Here is a 22,039-nt window from a genome sequence, read left to right on the forward strand (position 1 = left end):
GCATCGCCTGCTTTCACCGGCGGGCGGTGTCTTGAATGATGGAAAGCAATGTTTGCAGCGGATCGCTTCCGCCGGCTTTCTCCATGTTTTTCCGGTAGCGCTCTTTGTTTTCATATAGGCGGCGAATGGCGGCATAGACCGATTCGTTTGTCAAGTCTTCTTCCATCAGCACTTCCGCATAGCCCGCGTTTTTAAACGAGCGGGCGTTGAGAATTTGGTCGCCGCGGCTTGCCGCTTTCGAGAGCGGGATGAGCAGCATCGGCTTGCGCAAGGCGAGCAGTTCGAAAATGGCGTTTGCGCCCGCGCGAGAGACGACGATGTCGGCCAAAGCCAACAAGTGTGGCAGCTCTTCGTTGACGTATTCGAACTGTTTGTATCCTTTTTGGTCTGCGAGGCTTGGGTCGATGTTTCCTTTGCCGCAAATGTGGATGATGTCAAATTCGGCAAGCAGCGTTGATAAGTTGGCGCGCAAGGCGTCGTTGATTCTTTTCGAGCCTAAGCTGCCGCCCATCGCCAGCAGCACCGGTTTTTTGCCGTCGAACTGGCACATCCTCCGCCCTTGGGCAACGCTGCCGTGCTTCAGTTCCTCGCGGACGACGGCGCCGATGTAGACCGCTTTATCGGCGCTGACGTGTTGCTTCGTTTCCGGAAAGGTGAGGCAAATTTTCGTCGCAAAGGGCATGGCGATTTTGTTTGCAAGACCAGGCGTCAAGTCGGATTCATGAATCACCGACGGTACACCGTTCAGCCAGGCGCCAAGAATGACGGGAACGGAGACGAATCCGCCTTTGGAGAACACGACGTCCGGCCTTTCTTTTTGGATAAGGCGGTACGCCTGCCAAACGCCTTTTAGCACGTTGAACGGATCTTTAAAGTTTTTCCAGTCAAAATAGCGTCGCAGTTTTCCGGTCGAAACCGAATAGTACGGTACGCCGTCGATGCGGCCGATGATCTCCCGTTCAATTCCCTCGTGAGAGCCGATGTAGATGATGTCCCAGCCTTGTGCTTTTAGTTTCGGAATCAAGGCGACGTTGACCATCACATGGCCAGCCGTGCCGCCGCCGGTTAAGACGATTTTCTTTCGCAATGCAGATCACCTGTCTTTTTGCAAGATGAATAACGTACAATGCGGCCGTCCCGTTCCGGCCGTCCGGCGGAACGGATATGCCGATGAATTGCTCTTTGCGGCTAGAGTTTCATACCGATTATGTATTATAGCAGATGCAATGTCATTTATGGTAACTATTCACCCCAGTGCTAGTGTATAAAAAAGCCCAGCACAAATAGGGCATTTCGGTCATAGAAAATGCCCTAGGTAGCGGAAAGAACTCGATCGATCGTTTCGCCTGCCAACAGAAGACATAACGAATCCCACACGTTTTTTTCGTGTTTCGTCAGTGTGGAAACGATGCTTCTTGCGATGCAAAACGACTGCGCGAATGTTTCTTCGCGAAACGTACCCGAAATGTTCTCTTTGACTTTGACCATGCGAAGATCGCGTTCGGCTTGGTTGTTGTCAAAGGGAACATGTACTTCACGTAAGAAACGCAGCGCTTCTTCCTTTCGTTTTTGAAGGCGTCGAACAAAAGCGAGTGCTTTTTTCGGAAGAGGCGTCATCGTTTCTAATCGGTGTTGTGCTCTTTCTAGGATGCGATCATACACTCGTTCCCACCGTCTCGCTTCTTCTTCGGAAAGTGCACCGTGATGGGCTTCGACGGCTTGCTTGGCGGCTAACAGAAACGTGGTCATGCGCATCGCCCACGTATGCCCCTGTTCGATGAATCCTTTTAACTCACGCAAATGGTGGGCATGACAAAGGGCATGGGTGGCATGTGTGTATTTCGGATACGTACCGAACGCATCGTGCATCATCGTCCCTTCATATCGGGGAAGAATCCCGATCTCATCGGTCGCTTTTTTTCCACGAGAAGCGTGAGGAGCCAAGTATGTATATCTCGATGTACACGCGACATGCACCCATGCGAGTTTCCCATTGATGCGCAAACTCGTTTCATCGACATGCAGGATGTTGGATTCAAGTAAGGCGTCTTCGATGATGTCCATATTTGATTCCAGCGCTTCGCGTCCTCGTTTCACCATATTGGCAAGGGTTCCTGTACTAATCGAGTGTTGATATAACGCTTCGATTGTATCACTTAAACGCTTGTACGGGATCAATTGGATATGATGTAAATAAACAACGAGTGCCGTGAGCCGTGGACCGTATTGCACATGATTCGTGACATGGGATGGGAATTCGGCTTGTTGCACGCATCGACAATGTGGACACGATTTCACTTCACGTTCATGTTGTGTCACCTCGATCGCCACAGGAGGGACATCAAACACTTGACGGATATCGACTTTGAACGGTTTGACTTCACGCAAAGAAGCTCCACATCCTTGACACGTATGCACACGGTGGACGATGCGATGATGTGGATGTTCCACTTGACGGAGCGTCTTCCCCTCATGTCCCTCTTGCCCACCAGGCTTTTTGCCAGACGGCTCGCGGGAGGAACGCTTTTTCTCAAAACGGTCAGAAGATGGGGGCAAATGGCTATTGGAGCTGTTTTTTTTCGTGCGTGCTTCCAGCTCTTGAACACGGTACTTCAGTTGTTCATTTTCTTTGCGTAGCTGTTTGTTTTCTTTCAACAGTTGCTCAATGACTTGTTGCTGGTGAGTAATGAGCTGCTTTTGTTGTTGAACTTTGCCGATTAAGCCCTCAACTGTAAATACAGCTTGTTGTACCGTCAACATGCGATTCACCTCCTTGTCTATCAATATTCACATCATAGACAAGGAAAGAAGAAAATATTCAGCTCACTTTATGATGTGGCTGAATAGTTACCATTTATGGAGGAAACCGATCGGCTGGACGTTTCGTATAGAAAAAGGGAACGTTTGGGCGTCACATGAAAATTTCATTGTTTTTCTTTTGATTTTTTTTTCATCGAAATTATAATATTATTATTATAAATTTAGTAGTCTGTATTATATATTATTTATTATAAATTTAGTAGTCTGTTCGCACGTTGTGATTTTTTAAAGGAAAAAATATTGCGAGGTGAGGACGATGTTGGCATGGCTTTTCGGTTGTCTGATCGCTGGAATCATCGTTTACGGGGTTGTGCCGACGATCGTCATTCGCAAAAAGCGGGTACTGTTGTTTCGGGAAGGAACAGCGCCCGATTGCCTTGCTTTGACGTTTGATGACGGTCCTGACCCGTATTATACGCCAAAACTGTTGGATTTATTAAAGAAACACGGTGTCAAGGCGACGTTTTTCGTCGTCGGCCGCAAAGCGGAACGTTATCCGGACATTGTGCGGCGCATGGTGGAGGAAGGCCATGAAGTCGGCATTCACAACTATCGCCATATAAGCAACTGGCTTGTGCCGCCGTTTTGGCTCGATTGGGGGGTGCGCCGCGCCGCTGCGGCGATTGAGCGGGCGACGGGCCAACGACCGATTTATTACCGCCCTCCGTGGGGGCATTTTAACGCATGGGCACCGATCGTACAAAAACGGTATACGACCGTGTTATGGACGCATATTGTTGGCGACTGGAACGCCAAACTGGGGGAAATGGAGTTGTTCCGCCGGTTAAAAGGAGCGTTGCGCGGCGGAGCTGTGATTGTTCTTCATGACAACGGCGATGCGTTGGGGGCCGACCGGCATGCGCCGGAGCAAATGTTGTCAGCGCTTGAGCTGCTGCTGAAAGATGAAGCAGCGAGAAAGATGCGCTGGGTGACGATTACAGAAATGAGAAACGCGCAAACTAACAAACGAATCTCGTCGATGTGATGGGGGAGCCATGGAAACAGGTGTATGGTTGCCGTACGTTCAGTCGTACGGATATGTGACGCTGTTTTTGTTTTTATTTTGCGGCATTGTCGGCATCCCAGCGCCGGAGGAAAGTTTGCTTTTTTTCGTCGGTTTGATCGTCGCCAAGGAGCAGCTGCTGCTTTGGCCGTCGCTCGCGTCATGCTGGGGAGGAGCGATGACCGGCATGGTGGCGGCGTATGGCGCCGGACGATGGTGGGGGGCGCCGTTTATGAAAAAGTACGGCAAATACGTGGGAATTACGGACGAGCGGTGGGGGAGGGCTCAGCTTTGGTTCCGCCGTTATGGGAAATGGGGCATTTTGTTCAGCTGTTATGCGCCAGGCGTCCGGCAAATCTTCCCGTATATGGCGGGGGTAAGCCGGTTTCCGTTTCGGCCGTTTTTGCTGCTTGCAGCGCTTGGAACGGCTGGATGGGTCGCCCCGATGATGTTCGTTGGGCTGCTGCTCGGCCGGCATGTCCATATTCCCCTCGTTTCTTTCCCGCTTGTCGGATTGGCGTTGTTTTTGCTGTTTTTGCTTGCGGCGTGGATCGGACAGCGGAGGCGCAAAAATCTTTCGAAAGCTAAAGGGTGCGATCGATGATGAAAGTGTTGTTCTTGCCGTTGTTTCAAATGAACACGGGACACCATAAAGTCGCGGATACGTTGATCGATTTTTTGCGGCGCCAGTTTCCGGCGGTCGAAAGCAAAAAAATCGATTTTTTGAGCTATTGCAATGAACTGATGGAAAAAATGGTGTCAGAAGCGTATTTGCGCTGGATTCGTTCACATCCCGCTTCCTATCATCGCGTGTACAAAACGTTTATGTATCAAGAGCCGCCGCGGTTCGAGTTTGTTTCATTTGAGCCATGGCTGCCATATTTCGAAAGCAAAATGAAAAAAATGCTCGAGCAGGAACGGCCGGATTTGATCGTTTGCACCCACTCGTTTCCGTCTCGCATTTTGCAGCAGCTTAAGCGGAAACAGGCGTTGTTTGTTCCTGTGGTGAACGTCTATACCGATTTTTTCATGAACAGCGTCTGGGGGAAACGGTTTATCGATTATCACTTCGTCCCCCATCCAGAGGCGAAATGGGAACTGGTCACAAAATACGGGATTGACGAAGGGCGCATCGTGGTCACAGGCATTCCGGTTCATGATGCGTTTCGGATCACGACGGAAACGCGGCGAAAGAGGTGGCCGGCCCATATACTTGTCGCCGGCGGAAGCCAAGGGCTTGGCAATATGATGGCCTTTTTGCGGGCGGCCCAGGCATCGACGCTGTTTCGCTATTCCGTGCTATGCGGCGCCAACCGCCAGTTATACGACGAAATTTCCAGCTGGAATCTCCCGCACATCCGTCCGCTCCCGTACATTGCCGACCCGGAAGAAATGAACCGGCTGTATGATGAGGTGGACGCGGTGGTGACAAAGCCGGGTGGAGTGACGGTGAGCGAGCTGCTTCATAAACGCATTCCGATGTTTACGATCGATTGTCTGCCGGGTCAGGAGCGCATCAATTTGCAATATTTGCAGCGGAACGGCTTGATTTACCATTTAGCTGAACCAGACCGCGGCGAGCGGGCCATGTTGCGCCTGCTCAATGATGATGTTGAGAAAAACCGGTTTTTCCGCCGTGTGTCCGACTATTTCGCCGGGGTGGAGAAAACGGGGCAGGAAGCGCTCGCCGAAATGGTGGCGGCGATGCCGAGGCGTCGCGCCCAGCGTGTGCTTCACCCGTAGCGTGGGCCATCTAACGGACGTTAGATAGCATTTTTTTGTGCCGGGTGGATGCCCCAAGAGTAGCGAAACAAGCTGCACCGTACATATAAAATATCAGACCGTTGGGCGCGAAACGTGTTACAATAGGAACGATGGCCAAGGAAAGAGGAGGAACGAAGATGAAAACGAGAGTCGGAGTGTTGTATGGCGGGAAGTCGCCGGAGCATCAAGTATCGTTGTCAACGGCGATGGCAGTGATGAACGCCATCGATCCCCATAAGTTTGATGTGATTCCGATTTACATTACTCCACAAGGGCAGTGGATTAAAGGAAAGCGATTGACCGGACCGGTCAAAGAAGTGAAACAGCTGCAGTTCACGTCGACAGCGACGGCCATGATCCCGGTATCTTTAAACCAGGTGCCGGCGTCGGAATCGTCGTCTGCGGACAGCGAGGAAACGATTGACGTCATCTTCCCGCTTTTGCATGGGCCGAACGGCGAAGACGGAACTGTGCAAGGACTGCTCGAAATGTTAAACCTCCCGTACGTAGGCAACGGTGTGCTTGCCTCGGCCGTCGGCATGGATAAAGTGATTATGAAAAACTTGTTTGCCCAAGCCGGGCTGCGCCAGGCGAAATATGTGGCGGTGACCAAATATGACTGGCAAAAAAGCGGGGAAGCCGTTTACGACCGGATCGAACAAGAGCTTGGCTACCCGTGCTTTGTCAAGCCGGCCAACGCCGGTTCGAGCGTCGGCATTTCGAAATGCAAACAGCGCGGCGATTTGCACAAGGCGTTTGCCGAAGCGTTTAAGTATGACCGGAAAATCATCATTGAAGAAGCGATCGTCGGCCGGGAGATCGAGATCGGCGTCATCGGCAATGATGAACCGATTTGTTCGGTCGTCGGAGAAATTGTGCCAAAAAAGGAATTTTACGACTATGAGGCAAAATATGAAGACGGACAAACGGAACTGATTATTCCCGCTAAGGTGACGCCAGAGCAGTATGAAACGATTAAGGAAATGGCCATTGCCGCGTTTAAAGCACTTGACTTGTCCGGGCTCGTGCGTGCCGACTTTTTCCTCGCTGAAGATGGCACTGTGTATATTAACGAAATCAATACGATGCCGGGATTTACCCCGTACAGCATGTTTCCGCTTCTTTGGCAGCACAGCGGCGTGCCGTATCCGGAACTGATCGAGCGCCTCATTGCGCTGGCGTTGGAACGGCATCAAGAAAAGCAGACGATCACGTACACATTTGAAAAATAAAGAGGGTGAAAGCGGATGATGAAACGGACGGTGCGGCAAATTGCGGAGATGTCAGGCGGTCGGTGCGTGAAGTCGGAATGGGAGACGATTGCCGTCAGCGGCGTATCGACAGACACGAGAGCGATCCAAGCCGGCAACTTGTACGTTCCGCTTATTGGCGCGAAGTTTAACGGCCATGCCTTTGTGAACGAGGCGGTGCAAAAAGGAGCGGCAGCAGTGCTGTGGGCGGAAGCGGAAGGGACGCCGCCAGAAGGTGTTCCGGCGATTATCGTTGACGATACCCTTTCGGCGTTGCAGCGGCTTGCCGCCCGTTACCGCCAACAGCTTGGGCTGAAAGTGGTTGGCGTGACCGGCAGCAACGGCAAAACGACGACAAAAGATATGATTGCTGCGTTGTTGGCGGCCAACTACCGCGTGCAAAAAACAGAAGGCAACCTTAACAATCATATCGGCGTGCCGTTGACGCTGCTTTCGCTCGAGGAAGACACAGAGATTGCCGTTGTCGAAATGGGGATGAGCGGATTCGGCGAAATCGAGCGGCTCACGTTGATTGCCAAACCGGATGCAGCCGTCATTACCAACATCGGGGAATCACATTTGCAAGAGCTTGGTTCACGGGAAGGCATCGCCAAAGCCAAATTGGAAATTTTGGAAGGGGTGCACCACGATGGCTTGTTCGTCTACCATGGCGACGAACCGCTGTTGGCCGAGCGGGTCCCGCATTTATCTCTTCCCCGCCACGTCGTGACATTTGGAGCGGGAGCGGAAAACGACTACTACCCGACCGATGTGTGCATTGAAGCGGGGGGGACGTCATTTGCCATTAACGTGCTTCCGGGTCGGACGCTCTTTATGCCGGTGTTGGGAAAACATCACGTATACAACGCGCTCGCAGCCATCGCGGTAGCCCGCTTTTTTGGCGTCGATTGGGAAGGCATTGATGCGTCTCTCTCCCGCCTGCAAGTGACGCGCATGCGTACGGAAGTCGTCAAGACGAAATATGGCTTTACCGTCATTAATGACGCCTACAATGCTAGCCCGACATCGATGCGCGCCGCCTTGACGCTGCTTGGGGAATTAGGCGGCTACCGGCAAAAAATCGCCGTATTGGGCGATATGTTGGAGCTTGGTGACGAAGAAGTGGCGTTTCATCGAGAGATCGGGGAGGTGCTGCGGCCGGGAATGGTGGACTATGTGTTCACTTACGGGCCGCTTTCGCACCATATCGCCGCGGCGGCCGCCCCATTTTTTGATGATGGACGGGTGAGGGAGTTCGACGATAAAGCAGCGTTGGCCGAGGCCGTGCGTTCCGTCGCGACTTCGGATGACATTGTTTTATTGAAAGCATCGCGCGGCATGAAATTGGAAGAGTTGCTTCGATATTGGGTGTAACATCAAGCAACCCGAGAGAAACTAAAAGCGGCGTCACAGGCGCCGCTTTTCATTCGGGCGGGGGTGGAAATGATGATCGGCTGTTTATGTATTCACGGGTTTACGGGAAGTCCAGAAGAAGTGGCGCCGCTGGCCGATTATTTGCGAGAGCGGACCGATTGGATGATCGAAACGCCGACCTTGCCGGGCCACGGAAGCGAACTGCGGTTGAAAGGAATTACATACGACCAATGGATCGCAGCGGCGGAACAAGCGTTTTTAGCGCTCCATCACCGTTGCAGTGTGGTGTATGTCATTGGGTTTTCAATGGGTGGAGTGATCGCCGTCTACTTGGCGGAAAAATACCCGGTCGCCAAACTCGTGCTGCTAAGCGCTGCGTTTTACCTCATATTTCGCAACCTTTGCATAATATACAAAAAATGACCAAAATATTCGCATAAAAATAAACTTTTATACAGATATTGTAAAATAACTAATTTTTATTCGATGAAATCAGGTTTATTTTGAATTTTTATTCAAGGTGCGAAATGTGAGTTTTACTATGTCAACCCGCGCCAATTATGGCGCGACATCCGCGAGATGTTTGCCAATGGATGGAAAGGAGCGCGGGAGCACCCACTGTTTCTCCGCTATCGAAACAAAATGATGGCGACGCCGTTTTCAGCTGTCAGGGAGTTTCGCAAACTCGTCCGCGATGTGCGTCCCCGACTTCCGCGCGTCGCGGCACCCGCGCTCATTGTGCAAGGAGAAAAAGATGGGATCGTGCCGCTAAAAAGCGCCTATTATTTATATGAGCAGATTGGATCGGCGGAAAAAAAGCTGTTGCTTTTGCCCAATTCGTTCCATCATGTTTGTCATAGTATCGATCGGCACGTTCTGTTTGCTGAGGTGGAAACATTTTTGCGCGCTGCCCATGCCCATCATTGCAAATCACCGCATAACATGGTATGATAACTGTCAAACCTTTCTCACGAATCAGGGACGATTTTGAATTTAAGGAGTTTGGATAACATTGACGACATTCCAAGAACTAGGATTAAGCCAAGAAGTGATGAAAGCTGTCGAGCGGATGGGATTTGAAGAAACGACCCCGATTCAGGCAAAAACGATCCCGCTCAGCCTGCAAAACAAAGATGTCATTGGCCAAGCGCAAACCGGAACTGGGAAAACGGCGGCGTTTGGTATTCCGATTGTGGAAAAAGTGGACGTAAAAAACGGCGCCGTTCAAGCGCTCGTTGTCGCGCCGACGCGGGAGCTCGCCATTCAAGTGTCGGAAGAGCTGTATAAAATCGGCGCGGTGAAGCGGGTGCGCGTCCTGCCGATTTATGGAGGACAAGATATTGAACGGCAAATTCGCGCCTTGAAAAAACATCCGCACGTCATCGTCGGCACGCCGGGCCGCATTCTTGACCATATCAACCGCGGCACGCTGCGTCTTGAGCACGTGCATACCGTCGTGCTCGATGAGGCGGACGAGATGCTCAACATGGGGTTTATCGAGGACATTGAAGCGATTTTAAGCCATGTGCCGACCGGTCGGCAGACGCTCCTGTTTTCCGCAACGATGCCGGACCCAATCCGCCGCATCGCCGAGAGGTTCATGAATGAACCGGAGCTCGTGAAGGTCAAGGCGAAAGAGATGACCGTGCCGAACATTCAACAGTACTACTTAGAAGTGCACGAGAAAAAGAAATTTGACATTTTGACGCGGCTTCTCGATATTCAGGCGCCGGAGCTTGCGATCGTGTTCGGCCGCACGAAGCGGCGCGTTGATGAGCTTGCCGAGGCGCTCAACTTGCGCGGTTATGCGGCGGAAGGCATCCACGGCGATTTAAGCCAGGCGAAGCGCCTGTCGGTGTTGCGCAAGTTTAAAGAAGGATCGATCGAAATTTTAGTCGCAACCGACGTTGCCGCGCGCGGATTGGATATTTCCGGCGTGACGCACGTATATAACTTCGACATCCCGCAGGATCCGGAAAGCTACGTCCATCGGATCGGGCGGACAGGTCGCGCCGGGAAAATGGGTGTGGCGATGACGTTTGTCACGCCAAGGGAGATCGGCCAACTTCGCCATATTGAGCGGACGACGAAGGGGAAAGTGGAGCGGATGAAGCCGCCAACGCTCGATGAGGCGCTGGAAGGCCAACAGCGCATTGCCATTGAGAAGCTTCTCAATGTGGCGGAAACGGAAAACTTGTCGTTTTACAAGCGGGCCGCCGAGGAGCTGCTGGAAGAGCATGATTCGGTGACGCTTGTCGCCGCCTGCTTGAAAATGTTGACGCGCGAGCCGGATACTACGCCGGTAAAACTGACCGAAGAGCCGCCATTAGCGGTCAAGCGGGAGAAAAAACGGGGCGGCCGCCCGGACGGCTCCGCGCGCGGACGGACGAAAAAACGGCGGATTACGGCGCATTAAGCGCCGTTTTTTCATGGCCGGACGACATGAAACGACGGCGGCTCGGGGCGGACGGTCAAAAACGGAGCGAGCAGCCCGCCGGTGACAAAGCCAAACAGATGGGCGATGAGGTTGCCGTCCGGCTCCATCAAGCCGAGCAACAGGTTGATGGCCATAGCGGCCAACAGCAACTGGGCGTGCCGGGGGGCGATGAGGTCGCGGCGAAAAAGGGCGAGATAGCTGTACATGCCAAATAAGGAGAAAATGGCGCCCGACGCCCCAACATGGCTGTACATCGGCGGAAGAAGCAAGGCGGTGGCAAGGTTGGCGCCGACGCCTCCCCCGATATAAAGAAGCAAAAACTTCCTTTTCCCAAGCGCTTGCTCGAGCCACGAGCCGAACAACCATAAGGAGAGGCTGTTCGCGGCTAAATGATCGAAATCGAGGTGCAATAAAAGCGAGCTGACAAGCCGCCAATACTCCCCATGGCGGATGGCGCCGTTCGTTCCGACGATGCTCTGCCAGACTGGCTCAAGCGCCGGAAGAGGAAGCGTGAACAACCCCCATAAGCCAACATGGACGAGCAACAGGATGAATACGGCGGGGCAAAGGCGAGGCAGCGGCCGACCGTCCCCGGTACGGTGAAACATGAACGAGCCTCCTTTCTTGGCAGGAAACCAAACATATGTTATTGCTATAAGCCATCTTATGCGCGACGGCCGGAAAAAATTTGTCCGCGGCCGGCAAACCGATAGCAGGGGGGGAACGCGATGATCATCGGCATCGGCATTGACATTGTGGAATTGGAGCGCATTCGGTCCATCCTTGCCCGCAGCCGCAAACTCCCGGAGCGGATTTTAACGCCGCGGGAGAAGGCGCAGTTTGATGAGTTGCCGCCTGCCCGGCAGGTGGAATTTCTCGCCGGACGGTTTGCGGCGAAGGAAGCGTACGCCAAAGCGCTCGGGACAGGAATTGGACGGCATTTGTCATTTCAGGATATTGAAATCGCCACAGATGCCTACGGGAAACCGCGCATTGCTGCTGACTGCGACCGCGAAGTCGTTCATCTTTCCATTTCCCATAGCCGCGATTATGCGGTTGCCCAAGTCGTCATCGAGCGGTTGGAACCATTCAAGCCGTTCGATCTTTGTCATAGCTAGTCTGCATATTCCCGGGTGTTGTCTCATATATTGTAGTGCATGGACAGAAACCGATATATGAGGCAAAGGGGTTGAAGCGATGGGCAGAAAGGTGCTTATGGCATTGGTCGGCATCATCTTTCTATTTGTGTTAGCTGGCTGCGGGTCCAAATCGCAGGAGGAAGTGTTCAAGGCGCTGAATGAAAAGATGGATGAGATGACAGGTTACCAAGCGGAAACGAAAATGACGTTCCACACCGGCGCCGAGCCGCAAGTATACCATGTGGAAGTGTGGCATAAGCAGCCGTCGTACTACCGCGTCAGCTTGAAAAACGCCGACAAAGGGCAAAGCCAAGTGATTTTGCGCAATGATGAGGGGGTATTCGTCTTTACACCCGCCCTCAACAAAAGCTTCAAGTTTGTCAGCGATTGGCCGAAAAACAGCAGCCAAGCGTATTTGTACGAATCGCTCGTCAAAGACATTTTGAGCGATCCAAAGGCAAAGTTTAAGGAAACGAAAAATTATTACGTGTTCGAGACAAAAACGAACTACCCGAACAGTGAGGTCGTCCCAACACAGGAGATTACACTGCGCAAAAAAGATTTGGCGCCGGTCTCGGTCAAAGTGATGGATACCGACCGGAAAGCATTGTTGACGGTCGAATTTTCCAATGTTGAATTTAACAAAAAGTTTGATGACGATGCGTTCGACACGTCCAAAAACATGACCGGGGCGCGTCTTGAGGTGCCAACGATGGCCGCAGGAAAAGAACAAGTGATGGAAGTCATGTACCCTGATTTGAGCCGGCTGCCTGAAGGAGTGAAAATGCTCGAGGAAAAAGAGGTCAAAAGTGAGAGTGGCAAACGAGTGATTATGACGTTTGGCGGCAAAAAATCATTTACGCTCGTTCAAGAAAAAGCGGAAGTGCTTCCGGCAACGAGCATGCCCGTCTTGGTGAACGGCGATCCCGTCGATTTAGGCTTCACCGTCGGCGCTCTCACCGATCGAACGCTGACATGGTCGTACAACGGGGTGGAGTTTACGCTCGCCTCGGACGATTTGACTCCACAAGAAATGATAATGGTGGCCAGCACAGTGCAGGAAAAAGCGGCAAAATAACGATGCCATCCGAAAAAAAGGCGTGTCTCCCCGCTTCCGAAAGCAGGGGAGCCGTCTTTTTTCTATTGCCCGATTGGAGTTGCGCACCGGTGCAGCCAACCGCAGCGCCCGTCCAACGTTTTTCACTGTCTTTGTACGCTTTTCCCTATTCCTTCTTCCGCAATGGCATGGTAAACTAAAAAAGGACAAAAATGATTTCGAGCGCTTTCAAGTTTGCGCAACAGGAAAGGCAGCGAGAAACCATGAACGACTTTCATCGCGATACGTGGGCGGAAGTGGATTTGGACGCCATTTACGACAATGTGGCGAATTTGCGCCGTTTGCTGCCGGACGACACGCACATTATGGCGGTCGTGAAGGCGAACGCCTATGGACATGGGGATGTGCAGGTGGCAAGGACAGCGCTCGAAGCGGGGGCCTCCCGCCTGGCGGTTGCCTTTTTGGATGAGGCGCTCGCTTTAAGGGAAAAAGGAATCGAAGCGCCGATTCTAGTTCTCGGGGCTTCCCGTCCAGCTGATGCGGCGCTGGCCGCCCAGCAGCGCATTGCCCTGACCGTGTTCCGCTCCGACTGGTTGGAAGAAGCGTCCGCCCTTTACAGCGGCCCTTTTCCTATTCATTTCCATTTGAAAATGGACACCGGCATGGGACGGCTTGGAGTGAAAGACGAGGAAGAGACGAAACGAATCGTAGCGCTGATTGAGCGCCATCCGCATTTTGTGCTTGAAGGGGTGTACACGCATTTTGCGACTGCGGATGAGGTGAACACCGATTATTTTTCCTATCAGTATACCCGTTTTTTGCACATGCTCGAATGGCTGCCGTCGCGCCCGCCGCTCGTCCATTGCGCCAACAGCGCAGCGTCGCTCCGTTTCCCTGACCGGACGTTCAATATGGTCCGCTTCGGCATTGCCATGTATGGGCTTGCCCCGTCGCCCGGCATCAAGCCGCTGCTGCCGTATCCATTAAAAGAAGCATTTTCGCTCCATAGCCGCCTCGTACACGTCAAAAAACTGCAACCAGGCGAAAAGGTGAGCTATGGTGCGACGTACACTGCGCAGACGGAGGAGTGGATCGGGACGATTCCGATCGGCTATGCGGACGGCTGGCTCCGCCGCCTGCAGCACTTTCATGTCCTTGTTGACGGACAAAAGGCGCCGATTGTCGGCCGCATTTGCATGGACCAGTGCATGATCCGCCTGCCTGGTCCGCTGCCGGTCGGCACGAAGGTGACACTGATTGGTCGCCAAGGGGACGAGGTAATTTCCATTGATGATGTCGCTCGCCATTTGGAAACGATCAACTACGAAGTGCCTTGCACGATCAGTTATCGAGTGCCCCGTATTTTTTTCCGCCATAAGCGTATAATGGAAGTGAGAAACGCCATTGGCCGCGGGGAAAGCAGTGCATAATCTGCTTCAAAAGACAAAGGATAGAAAATGGAGAAATGACTTTGCAGCGCCGTTGTTTAATGGTATCATGAAGTGGAAGCAATGAATGGCTGCAGTTCGTGGAGGTGTATATTTGTGTCGGAATCTGGCGCAACGACGGAAATCATCGTTCGTTTGCCGCAGTCGCTGCTGACGGAGCTCGACGTCCTCGTCAAACAGGAGAACGGCAATCGCAATGAACTTATTTACCAGGCGACGAAAATGTATATCCGGGAGCGGAAAAAGCGGCAAATTCGCGAAGCGATGAGACGTGGCTACATGGAAATGGCGAAAATCAATTTATCTATTGCTTCTGAAGCGTTTCATGCTGAATACGAGGCCGATCACACCGTTGAACGCTTAGTTAGCGGGGGGTAATGCTTTGATTGTCAAACGTGGCGACGTGTATTTTGCGGACCTTTCCCCGGTTGTTGGCTCAGAGCAGGGCGGCGTCCGCCCCGTGTTGGTGATCCAAAACGATATCGGCAATCGCTTCAGTCCAACGGTTATTGTAGCGGCGATCACGGCGCAAATCCAAAAGGCAAAGCTGCCGACGCATGTCGAGATCGATGCGAAGCGCTACGGGTTTGAGCGGGACTCGGTCATTTTGCTTGAACAAATCCGTACGATTGATAAGCAGCGGCTGACTGACAAAATCACCCATCTGGATGATGAGATGATGGACAAAGTCGATGAAGCGCTGCAAATCAGCTTAGGGCTGATCGACTTTTGAAGCAAGCGCAAGGAAATCTTTCCGCTTCAGCGTGAGGGACGCCAAAACAGCAAGTGTTGCTGTGGGAAGATCAATCGATGCGCGTGGAAGCAGCATGGGTGCGCAACGTCTCATGGCAGCGATGTCGGCTCACCGGCCAAACGGGCAGATCGGCTCATGGAACGGTCTGTCCCCTCTATTGGCATTTATGTGTATTCTTTCACAAAGAGGCTACGAATAAGTAGCTCTTTTTTTGTCATCCCCGGTCCGGAACTCTCTCCCTGCCCAAGCTCGGTGCAACCGGCGGGGAATGATGGCTTCCTCTTGCTTCGAATGGACAAAAGATCAGCGGGTGCGTCCGGATTGCGGTGCGGTTGCGGCTGGGACATCGTGCTAACGGGAATATGTTGCGTGAAGAAACGTCGTTTGCCGTCTTCGGAAGGCGGCCGAAGTGTGGAATACGCAGAGACGGTCTAGCGGGCAGCTGTTTGCAAACATTGCTCATTTTCAGGAGCGAGTGTAGATGGGAGAACGTGCAAGGCTGTGCATAAGGAGGGAACGTGTTGGCGATTGAACAGCGTTTGATTCAAACGATCGCTGATGAACAACGGCTGGCAGCCAAACAAGTTGAAAACGTCATCAGCCTGCATCAGGAAGGAAATACGATTCCATTTATCGCCCGCTACCGGAAAGAGATGACGGGTGCGCTCGATGAAGTGCAAATTCGTGCGGTGCTTGAGCGCTGGGAGTATTTGCAGCATTTAGAGCAGCGGAAAGAAGAAGTCATTCGGCTGATCGATGAGCAAGGGAAATTGACCGAAGAGCTGAAAAACGCGATTATCAGCGCCACGAAACTGCAGCAAGTCGAAGATTTGTACCGCCCGTACCGGCAAAAGCGGCGCACGAAGGCGACGATTGCGAAAGAAAAAGGGCTTGAGCCGCTTGCCGATTGGCTTCTTTCCTGCCCTGCCGCCCCAACTCCGGAAGAGCAGGCCCGGGCGTTCATTGATACAGAAAAAGGGGTCGCAACGGCAGACGAGGCGCTGCAAGGGGCGAAGGACATCATCGCCGAGCGGGTGGCCGACGATGCCGCTCTTCGTCAATGGGCGCGGGAACAGACGTGGCGGAAAGGGATGATCGTGTCCACCGCGAAGGCGTCGGAGAAGGACGAAAAAAACGTATACGAGATGTATTACGACTACGAAGAACCTGTGGCGAAAATCGTCCCCCATCGTGTCTTGGCGCTGAACCGCGGCGAAAAAGAGGAGGTGCTGCGCGTCTCGGTCCAAGCCCCTGCCGAAGAAATCATCCGCTATTTGCAGCGGCAAACGATCGTCAACGAGGCGTCCCCGGCCGCCCGGCTCGTGGCTGAAGCGGTGGAAGACGGATACAAACGGCTGATGGAGCCCGCCATTGAGCGCGACATCCGCAACGAGTTGACGGAGAAAGCGGAAGAGCGGGCGATCCATATTTTTGCCGAGAATTTACGCAAACTGCTTCTTCAGCCGCCATTGAAAGGAAAAACGGTGCTCGGTATCGACCCAGCCTACCGAACGGGATGCAAGCTTGCCGTTGTTGATGAAACAGGGAAGCTGCTTCATATCGATGTCATTTACCCACACCCGCCGCAAGAGAAAAAGGATGAAGCGAGGACAAAGATTCTTCGTTTACTTGACGACTATCATGTGGATATGATCGCCATCGGCAACGGAACAGCCTCTCGGGAAACTGAACAGTTTGTCGCCGACACGCTGAAGCATGTGCAACGCGATATCTTTTATTTGATTGTCAATGAAGCAGGAGCGAGCGTCTACTCGGCTTCCGACCTTGCACGCGCCGAGTTTCCCGACTTGCAAGTTGAAGAGCGGAGCGCCGTCTCAATCGCCCGCCGCGTCCAAGACCCGCTCGCCGAACTGGTGAAGATTGACCCGAAATCGGTTGGCGTCGGCCAATACCAGCACGATGTGTCGCAAAAAAAGCTGGCGGAGTCGCTCCGTTTCGTCGTGGAGACGGTCGTCAATCAAGTCGGCGTCAACGTCAACACGGCGTCCGTTTCGCTGCTCCAATACGTCTCGGGACTGACGAAAACCGTCTCCGAAAACATTGTCAAACGCCGCGAAGAGCAAGGGAAATTCCGCAGCCGCGAGGAGCTGAAAACGATCCCGCGTCTTGGGGCGAAAACGTATGAGCAATGCATCGGGTTTTTGCGCATTGTCGACGGCGACGAGCCGCTTGACCGCACGCCGATTCACCCCGAGCGGTACGCGGAAGTGAAGCAGTTGTTGCAAAAGTTAGGATTTACAACCGCCGCCATCGGCAGCAATGAGCTTCGCCAAGCGCTGCAAGCCATCGATGTGAAAGCAGCGGCATCCGAATTCGGCATCGGGGAACTGACGCTCCGCGACATCATTGACGCGTTGTGCCGCCCAGAGCGCGACCCGCGCGACGAGCTGCCCAAGCCGATATTGCGAAAAGACGTTTTGAAAATGGAAGACTTAAAGCCAGGCATGGAGCTCGAAGGAACGGTGCGCAACGTCGTCGACTTCGGCGCCTTTGTCGACATCGGCGTCAAACAGGACGGGCTCGTGCACATTTCCAAGCTAAGCAAACAATACGTCCGCCATCCGCTTGATGTCGTCTCCGTCGGCGACGTCGTCAAAGTGTGGGTGGAAAGGGTTGATGCAGCGAAAGGAAGAATTTCATTATCGATGCTTCCGCCGGAATAAGCTGGAGAGGCTGTCCCGTACTGCCCAATGAACAGCAGGGACAGCCTCAAACATATGTTACGGACAGTGCTTCCTTTGATAAAAAAACCAGCATTGGTTTAACAGCTTAATTTGATCAAGATTTTTCTCATAATAGGCTCGTCTCATCTGATTTTTTAGCCACGTAGGCAAAACAGTCACCTCCCTAACATACGGAAAGGTAGTATATAATGTATGTAGCTGCGCATTGTCCTGTGCTGAAAACATAAAAGGGGGGCGCCTGTCATGGATCAAAAACGCTTGCAAGCGCTCGTTGAACAAATTTCCATAAGCACATTTGGCAAGCCGTTCCGCCATACCGCTTTCTTCAACCCTCGTTTGCGCACCACCGGCGGGCGCTACATGTTGCAGACGCATAACATTGAGCTCAATCAAAAACATTACGAGCAGTTCGGCGAGGAAGAATTGATCGCCATTATCAAACATGAGCTTTGCCATTACCACTTGCACCTTGAGGGAAAAGGCTACCGCCATCGCGACCGCGACTTCCGCGAACTGCTGCAAAAAGTGGGGGCGCCTCGCTATTGTCGTCCAATCGGCCAAAAAACAGACAGGTCGAAAACGATCTATACATACATTTGCACATCTTGCGGCCTGACGTACACTCGAAAAAAGCGCATGAACACCGCCCGCTACGTCTGCGGGAACTGCCGCGGGCGGCTTAAACTAGCGAACCAACGCCGTTGAACGCTTCCTTGCTTATGCCGAACCCTATTAGGAACATCCGCCGTGTCTTTCCCGAAGGAAACGAAACTTTTTATGGAGCTCTTGTATCACGGCACGGATATGCGAACGTCCTCTTCGAAAAGAGAGCAGTATCACATTTTGCAAAAAAAAGTGGTTGACAATTAAATTGGCCATATGCTAAATTATAAAAGCCGTCGCCAAACGGCGATGAAACAAACAGCAAAAAACATGTTGACAAAGAGTCGACAGCTCAATATAATAGACAATGTCGATTGTGAAAGTGTAGGAAATCTGAGCCGTTCCACAATAGTTCAACGACGAGCATTAGCATCATCGAATTCACTACAAGTTGTCTCGACGCATCTTTCTTCCTTGAATTATCTGGAAGAGGTAACGAGCACATCGTAAAGTATAGCATAATTTCTTCATCATTCCGCAATAGCTCAGCGGTAGAGCAACCGGCTGTTAACCGGTAGGTCGTAGGTTCGAATCCTACTTGCGGAGCCAGTGTTTGGAGAAGTACCCAAGTGGCTGAAGGGGACGGTTTGCTAAACCGTTAGGTCGTGACTTAACGGCGCGCGGGTTCAAATCCCGCCTTCTCCGCCACTTTCGATAGTCGCATGGCCCGTTGGTCAAGTGGTTAAGACACCGCCCTTTCACGGCGGTAACACGGGTTCGAATCCCGTACGGGTCACTTACAGCGCGGGGGTTTCCCGCGGATTGCGGTCCCGTAGTGTAGTGGTTAACATGCCTGCCTGTCACGCAGGAGATCGCGGGTTCGAGTCCCGTCGGGACCGCCATTACACCAATCGCTGGGCCATAGCCAAGCGGTAAGGCAACGGACTTTGACTCCGTGATGCGCTGGTTCGAATCCAGCTGGCCCAGCCATTTTATGTGTTAAATACGAGCTATTAGCTCAGCAACGAGCGTTACATCATCGAATTTGCTTCGATTTGCCCCGACGCATCGTGCATCTTTGAATATGCTAGTAGAGGAAGGGACATCGTTCACTGTGAGTGTATACCTAACCATGAGCCATTAGCTCAGTAGGTAGAGCATCTGACTTTTAATCAGAGGGTCGGAGGTTCGAGTCCTCCATGGCTCACCATATTAGCGGGTGTGGCGGAATTGGCAGACGCACCAGACTTAGGATCTGGCGCCTCACGGCGTGGGGGTTCAAGTCCCTCCACCCGCACTGATTAGTCCATATGCGGTCGTGGCGGAATGGCAGACGCGCTAGGTTGAGGGCCTAGTGGGGGCGACCCCGTGGAGGTTCAAGTCCTCTCGACCGCATTCCACTAAACCCAAACATTATGTTGATAAAAGAACGAGTAGTTGTTATAATAAAATTTGTCGCTAAAAAATGCGCTCGTAGCTCAATTGGATAGAGCATCTGACTACGGATCAGAAGGTTAGGGGTTCGAATCCTCTCGAGCGCGCCATGATCGGGAAGTAGCTCAGCTTGGTAGAGCACATGGTTTGGGACCATGGGGTCGCAGGTTCAAATCCTGTCTTCCCGATTTGAATATCTTCATCAATTGCTATACGGGTGCAGTTTAGTGGTAAAATCTCAGCCACGAGCATTGCCTTATCGAATCCGCTTCGAGTTGCCCCGACGCATCCAGCGTCTTTGAATGTGCTTGCAGAGGAAGGGGCACGGAAGAGTGTGGTGGATGTTAGTTCGAAATTATATGCGGGTGTAGTTTAGTGGTAAAACCTCAGCCTTCCAAGCTGATGTCGTGGGTTCGATTCCCATCACCCGCTCCACGAAGAAGCAAGAAGAGAAAAATACAAGAAGTTACCTTGTTCCTTGAAAACTGAACGAAACGAAGCGCGACGAAAAGCGGAGGTTCGCGGGTCGCCGCGACGGGCAAATGTTCTTCGCCTGCAAGGGTGCTTGCACCCGGGAGGCGAAGGTTATTTGACCCCCGAGCGGCGGCGGACCGAAGCTGGACAATACGAAAAGCGGAGGTCCGCATGGGCCGAAGCAAAAGCCAATCAACTTTCTTTGGAGAGTTTGATCCTGGCTCAGGACGAACGCTGGCGGCGTGCCTAATACATGCAAGTCGAGCGGACCGGATTGGGGCTTGCCTTGATTCGGTCAGCGGCGGACGGGTGAGTAACACGTGGGCAACCTGCCCGCAAGACCGGGATAACTCCGGGAAACCGGAGCTAATACCGGATAACACCGAAGACCGCATGGTCTTCGGTTGAAAGGCGGCCTTTGGGCTGTCACTTGCGGATGGGCCCGCGGCGCATTAGCTAGTTGGTGAGGTAACGGCTCACCAAGGCGACGATGCGTAGCCGGCCTGAGAGGGTGACCGGCCACACTGGGACTGAGACACGGCCCAGACTCCTACGGGAGGCAGCAGTAGGGAATCTTCCGCAATGGGCGAAAGCCTGACGGAGCGACGCCGCGTGAGCGAAGAAGGCCTTCGGGTCGTAAAGCTCTGTTGTGAGGGACGAAGGAGCGCCGTTCGAAGAGGGCGGCGCGGTGACGGTACCTCACGAGAAAGCCCCGGCTAACTACGTGCCAGCAGCCGCGGTAATACGTAGGGGGCGAGCGTTGTCCGGAATTATTGGGCGTAAAGCGCGCGCAGGCGGTCTCTTAAGTCTGATGTGAAAGCCCACGGCTCAACCGTGGAGGGTCATTGGAAACTGGGGGACTTGAGGGCAGGAGAGGAGAGCGGAATTCCACGTGTAGCGGTGAAATGCGTAGAGATGTGGAGGAACACCAGTGGCGAAGGCGGCTCTCTGGCCTGCACCTGACGCTGAGGCGCGAAAGCGTGGGGAGCAAACAGGATTAGATACCCTGGTAGTCCACGCCGTAAACGATGAGTGCTAAGTGTTAGAGGGGTCACACCCTTTAGTGCTGCAGCTAACGCGATAAGCACTCCGCCTGGGGAGTACGGCCGCAAGGCTGAAACTCAAAGGAATTGACGGGGGCCCGCACAAGCGGTGGAGCATGTGGTTTAATTCGAAGCAACGCGAAGAACCTTACCAGGTCTTGACATCCCCTGACAACCCAAGAGATTGGGCGTTCCCCCTTCGGGGGGACAGGGTGACAGGTGGTGCATGGTTGTCGTCAGCTCGTGTCGTGAGATGTTGGGTTAAGTCCCGCAACGAGCGCAACCCTCGCCTCTAGTTGCCAGCATTCGGTTGGGCACTCTAGAGGGACTGCCGGCGACAAGTCGGAGGAAGGTGGGGATGACGTCAAATCATCATGCCCCTTATGACCTGGGCTACACACGTGCTACAATGGGCGGTACAAAGGGCTGCGAACCCGCGAGGGGGAGCGAATCCCAAAAAGCCGCTCTCAGTTCGGATTGCAGGCTGCAACTCGCCTGCATGAAGCCGGAATCGCTAGTAATCGCGGATCAGCATGCCGCGGTGAATACGTTCCCGGGCCTTGTACACACCGCCCGTCACACCACGAGAGCTTGCAACACCCGAAGTCGGTGAGGTAACCCGCAAGGGAGCCAGCCGCCGAAGGTGGGGCAAGTGATTGGGGTGAAGTCGTAACAAGGTAGCCGTACCGGAAGGTGCGGCTGGATCACCTCCTTTCTAAGGACGAAAAGCGGAA

General features: G+C 53.0%; 17 protein-coding genes, 11 tRNA genes, 1 rRNA gene and 2 pseudogenes. 27 read left to right on the forward strand and 4 right to left on the reverse strand.

Features of this window, described 5'->3' with window-relative positions:
- Positions 1 to 13 precede the first annotated feature (13 nt).
- The gene (locus tag NSQ51_RS01225; protein ID WP_121650053.1) at positions 14 to 1,087 is read right to left on the reverse strand and encodes an undecaprenyldiphospho-muramoylpentapeptide beta-N-acetylglucosaminyltransferase; all 1,074 of its coding nucleotides are present in this window, start codon (positions 1,085 to 1,087) and stop codon (positions 14 to 16) included.
- Positions 1,088 to 1,311: 224 nt separating this feature from the next.
- Positions 1,312 to 2,760: an IS66-like element ISGst1 family transposase gene (locus tag NSQ51_RS01230; protein ID WP_342462708.1), complete on the reverse strand. Its 1,449-nt coding sequence runs from the start codon at positions 2,758 to 2,760 to the stop codon at positions 1,312 to 1,314.
- A gap of 316 nt (positions 2,761 to 3,076) precedes the next feature.
- On the opposite strand from NSQ51_RS01230, the gene NSQ51_RS01235 reads away from it, so the two are divergent.
- From NSQ51_RS01235 to NSQ51_RS01270, 8 genes and pseudogenes are all read left to right on the forward strand, one after another.
- Positions 3,077 to 3,805, forward strand: a complete 729-nt coding sequence (locus NSQ51_RS01235; RefSeq protein ID WP_049624467.1) for a polysaccharide deacetylase family protein — start codon at positions 3,077 to 3,079, stop codon at positions 3,803 to 3,805.
- Between the two features lie 10 nt (positions 3,806 to 3,815).
- On the forward strand, positions 3,816 to 4,427 hold the full coding sequence (locus tag NSQ51_RS01240) for a DedA family protein (protein ID WP_049624466.1): 612 nt from the start codon (positions 3,816 to 3,818) through the stop codon (positions 4,425 to 4,427).
- The gene (locus NSQ51_RS01245) at positions 4,424 to 5,566 is read left to right on the forward strand and encodes a galactosyldiacylglycerol synthase (RefSeq protein ID WP_049624465.1); all 1,143 of its coding nucleotides are present in this window, start codon (positions 4,424 to 4,426) and stop codon (positions 5,564 to 5,566) included. Before NSQ51_RS01240 ends, NSQ51_RS01245 begins: the two co-directional genes overlap by 4 nt.
- Before the next feature lie 158 nt (positions 5,567 to 5,724).
- Positions 5,725 to 6,819, forward strand: a complete 1,095-nt coding sequence (locus NSQ51_RS01250) for a D-alanine--D-alanine ligase (RefSeq protein ID WP_033010295.1) — start codon at positions 5,725 to 5,727, stop codon at positions 6,817 to 6,819.
- 15 nt (positions 6,820 to 6,834) lie between these two features.
- Complete coding sequence (murF, locus tag NSQ51_RS01255; protein WP_033016545.1) at positions 6,835 to 8,211, forward strand: UDP-N-acetylmuramoyl-tripeptide--D-alanyl-D-alanine ligase; 1,377 nt, start codon at positions 6,835 to 6,837, stop codon at positions 8,209 to 8,211.
- A 72-nt stretch (positions 8,212 to 8,283) separates the two neighbouring features.
- Positions 8,284 to 8,595, forward strand: a pseudogene (locus NSQ51_RS01260) (alpha/beta fold hydrolase); the annotation flags it as partial.
- Positions 8,596 to 8,745: 150 nt separating this feature from the next.
- Positions 8,746 to 9,162 (forward strand): annotated as a pseudogene (locus tag NSQ51_RS01265) (alpha/beta hydrolase); the annotation flags it as partial.
- A gap of 61 nt (positions 9,163 to 9,223) precedes the next feature.
- The gene (locus NSQ51_RS01270; protein WP_033016549.1) at positions 9,224 to 10,627 is read left to right on the forward strand and encodes a DEAD/DEAH box helicase; all 1,404 of its coding nucleotides are present in this window, start codon (positions 9,224 to 9,226) and stop codon (positions 10,625 to 10,627) included.
- A gap of 11 nt (positions 10,628 to 10,638) precedes the next feature.
- Here the strand turns inward: NSQ51_RS01270 and NSQ51_RS01275 are convergent, their stop codons facing one another.
- Complete coding sequence (locus NSQ51_RS01275) at positions 10,639 to 11,256, reverse strand: rhomboid family intramembrane serine protease (protein ID WP_049624464.1); 618 nt, start codon at positions 11,254 to 11,256, stop codon at positions 10,639 to 10,641.
- Positions 11,257 to 11,376: 120 nt separating this feature from the next.
- On the opposite strand from NSQ51_RS01275, the gene acpS reads away from it, so the two are divergent.
- The 6 genes from acpS to NSQ51_RS01305 all read left to right on the forward strand — a co-directional run bounded on the left by acpS (position 11,377) and on the right by NSQ51_RS01305 (position 17,730).
- Positions 11,377 to 11,766 (forward strand): holo-ACP synthase, encoded by a 390-nt coding sequence (acpS, locus tag NSQ51_RS01280; RefSeq protein ID WP_033010299.1) that lies wholly within the window; start codon positions 11,377 to 11,379, stop codon positions 11,764 to 11,766.
- 79 nt (positions 11,767 to 11,845) lie between these two features.
- Positions 11,846 to 12,865 (forward strand): outer membrane lipoprotein carrier protein LolA, encoded by a 1,020-nt coding sequence (locus NSQ51_RS01285; RefSeq protein WP_033016553.1) that lies wholly within the window; start codon positions 11,846 to 11,848, stop codon positions 12,863 to 12,865.
- 242 nt (positions 12,866 to 13,107) lie between these two features.
- Positions 13,108 to 14,274, forward strand: a complete 1,167-nt coding sequence (alr, locus tag NSQ51_RS01290; protein WP_033016557.1) for an alanine racemase — start codon at positions 13,108 to 13,110, stop codon at positions 14,272 to 14,274.
- A 114-nt stretch (positions 14,275 to 14,388) separates the two neighbouring features.
- A complete protein-coding gene (locus tag NSQ51_RS01295) occupies positions 14,389 to 14,670 on the forward strand; it encodes a hypothetical protein (protein ID WP_033010302.1) in 282 nt (93 codons plus the stop codon).
- A gap of 4 nt (positions 14,671 to 14,674) precedes the next feature.
- Complete coding sequence (gene ndoA / locus NSQ51_RS01300) at positions 14,675 to 15,025, forward strand: type II toxin-antitoxin system endoribonuclease NdoA (protein WP_003253417.1); 351 nt, start codon at positions 14,675 to 14,677, stop codon at positions 15,023 to 15,025.
- 542 nt (positions 15,026 to 15,567) lie between these two features.
- A complete protein-coding gene (locus tag NSQ51_RS01305; RefSeq protein WP_049624463.1) occupies positions 15,568 to 17,730 on the forward strand; it encodes a Tex family protein in 2,163 nt (720 codons plus the stop codon).
- A 57-nt stretch (positions 17,731 to 17,787) separates the two neighbouring features.
- Here NSQ51_RS01305 and cmpA read toward each other — a convergent pair whose 3' ends face one another.
- Positions 17,788 to 17,901 carry a cortex morphogenetic protein CmpA gene (gene cmpA / locus NSQ51_RS01310; protein WP_121625977.1) on the reverse strand — a complete coding sequence of 38 codons (114 nt, stop codon included), beginning with the start codon at positions 17,899 to 17,901 and terminating at the stop codon, positions 17,788 to 17,790.
- Between the two features lie 93 nt (positions 17,902 to 17,994).
- On the opposite strand from cmpA, the gene NSQ51_RS01315 reads away from it, so the two are divergent.
- The 13 genes from NSQ51_RS01315 to NSQ51_RS01375 all read left to right on the forward strand — a co-directional run bounded on the left by NSQ51_RS01315 (position 17,995) and on the right by NSQ51_RS01375 (position 22,020).
- Positions 17,995 to 18,456 (forward strand): SprT family protein, encoded by a 462-nt coding sequence (locus tag NSQ51_RS01315; protein ID WP_033016555.1) that lies wholly within the window; start codon positions 17,995 to 17,997, stop codon positions 18,454 to 18,456.
- Between the two features lie 432 nt (positions 18,457 to 18,888).
- Positions 18,889 to 18,963 (forward strand) — tRNA-Asn (locus NSQ51_RS01320).
- Positions 18,964 to 18,969: 6 nt separating this feature from the next.
- Positions 18,970 to 19,062: transfer RNA gene (locus tag NSQ51_RS01325), tRNA-Ser, on the forward strand.
- A 16-nt stretch (positions 19,063 to 19,078) separates the two neighbouring features.
- A tRNA-Glu gene (locus NSQ51_RS01330) sits at positions 19,079 to 19,150 on the forward strand.
- Positions 19,151 to 19,180: 30 nt separating this feature from the next.
- A tRNA-Asp gene (locus tag NSQ51_RS01335) sits at positions 19,181 to 19,256 on the forward strand.
- A gap of 13 nt (positions 19,257 to 19,269) precedes the next feature.
- A tRNA-Gln gene (locus tag NSQ51_RS01340) sits at positions 19,270 to 19,344 on the forward strand.
- Positions 19,345 to 19,488: 144 nt separating this feature from the next.
- Positions 19,489 to 19,564: transfer RNA gene (locus NSQ51_RS01345), tRNA-Lys, on the forward strand.
- Positions 19,565 to 19,569: 5 nt separating this feature from the next.
- Positions 19,570 to 19,651 (forward strand) — tRNA-Leu (locus tag NSQ51_RS01350).
- A gap of 15 nt (positions 19,652 to 19,666) precedes the next feature.
- Positions 19,667 to 19,749, forward strand: a tRNA-Leu gene (locus NSQ51_RS01355).
- Positions 19,750 to 19,821: 72 nt separating this feature from the next.
- Positions 19,822 to 19,898 (forward strand) — tRNA-Arg (locus tag NSQ51_RS01360).
- A 4-nt stretch (positions 19,899 to 19,902) separates the two neighbouring features.
- Positions 19,903 to 19,976, forward strand: a tRNA-Pro gene (locus NSQ51_RS01365).
- A gap of 173 nt (positions 19,977 to 20,149) precedes the next feature.
- Positions 20,150 to 20,223: transfer RNA gene (locus tag NSQ51_RS01370), tRNA-Gly, on the forward strand.
- A 238-nt stretch (positions 20,224 to 20,461) separates the two neighbouring features.
- Positions 20,462 to 22,020: ribosomal RNA gene (locus NSQ51_RS01375) — 16S ribosomal RNA — on the forward strand.
- Positions 22,021 to 22,039 lie beyond the last annotated feature (19 nt).

Source organism: Geobacillus sp. FSL K6-0789 (assembly GCF_038593135.1).
Classification (GTDB): domain Bacteria; phylum Bacillota; class Bacilli; order Bacillales; family Anoxybacillaceae; genus Geobacillus; species Geobacillus stearothermophilus.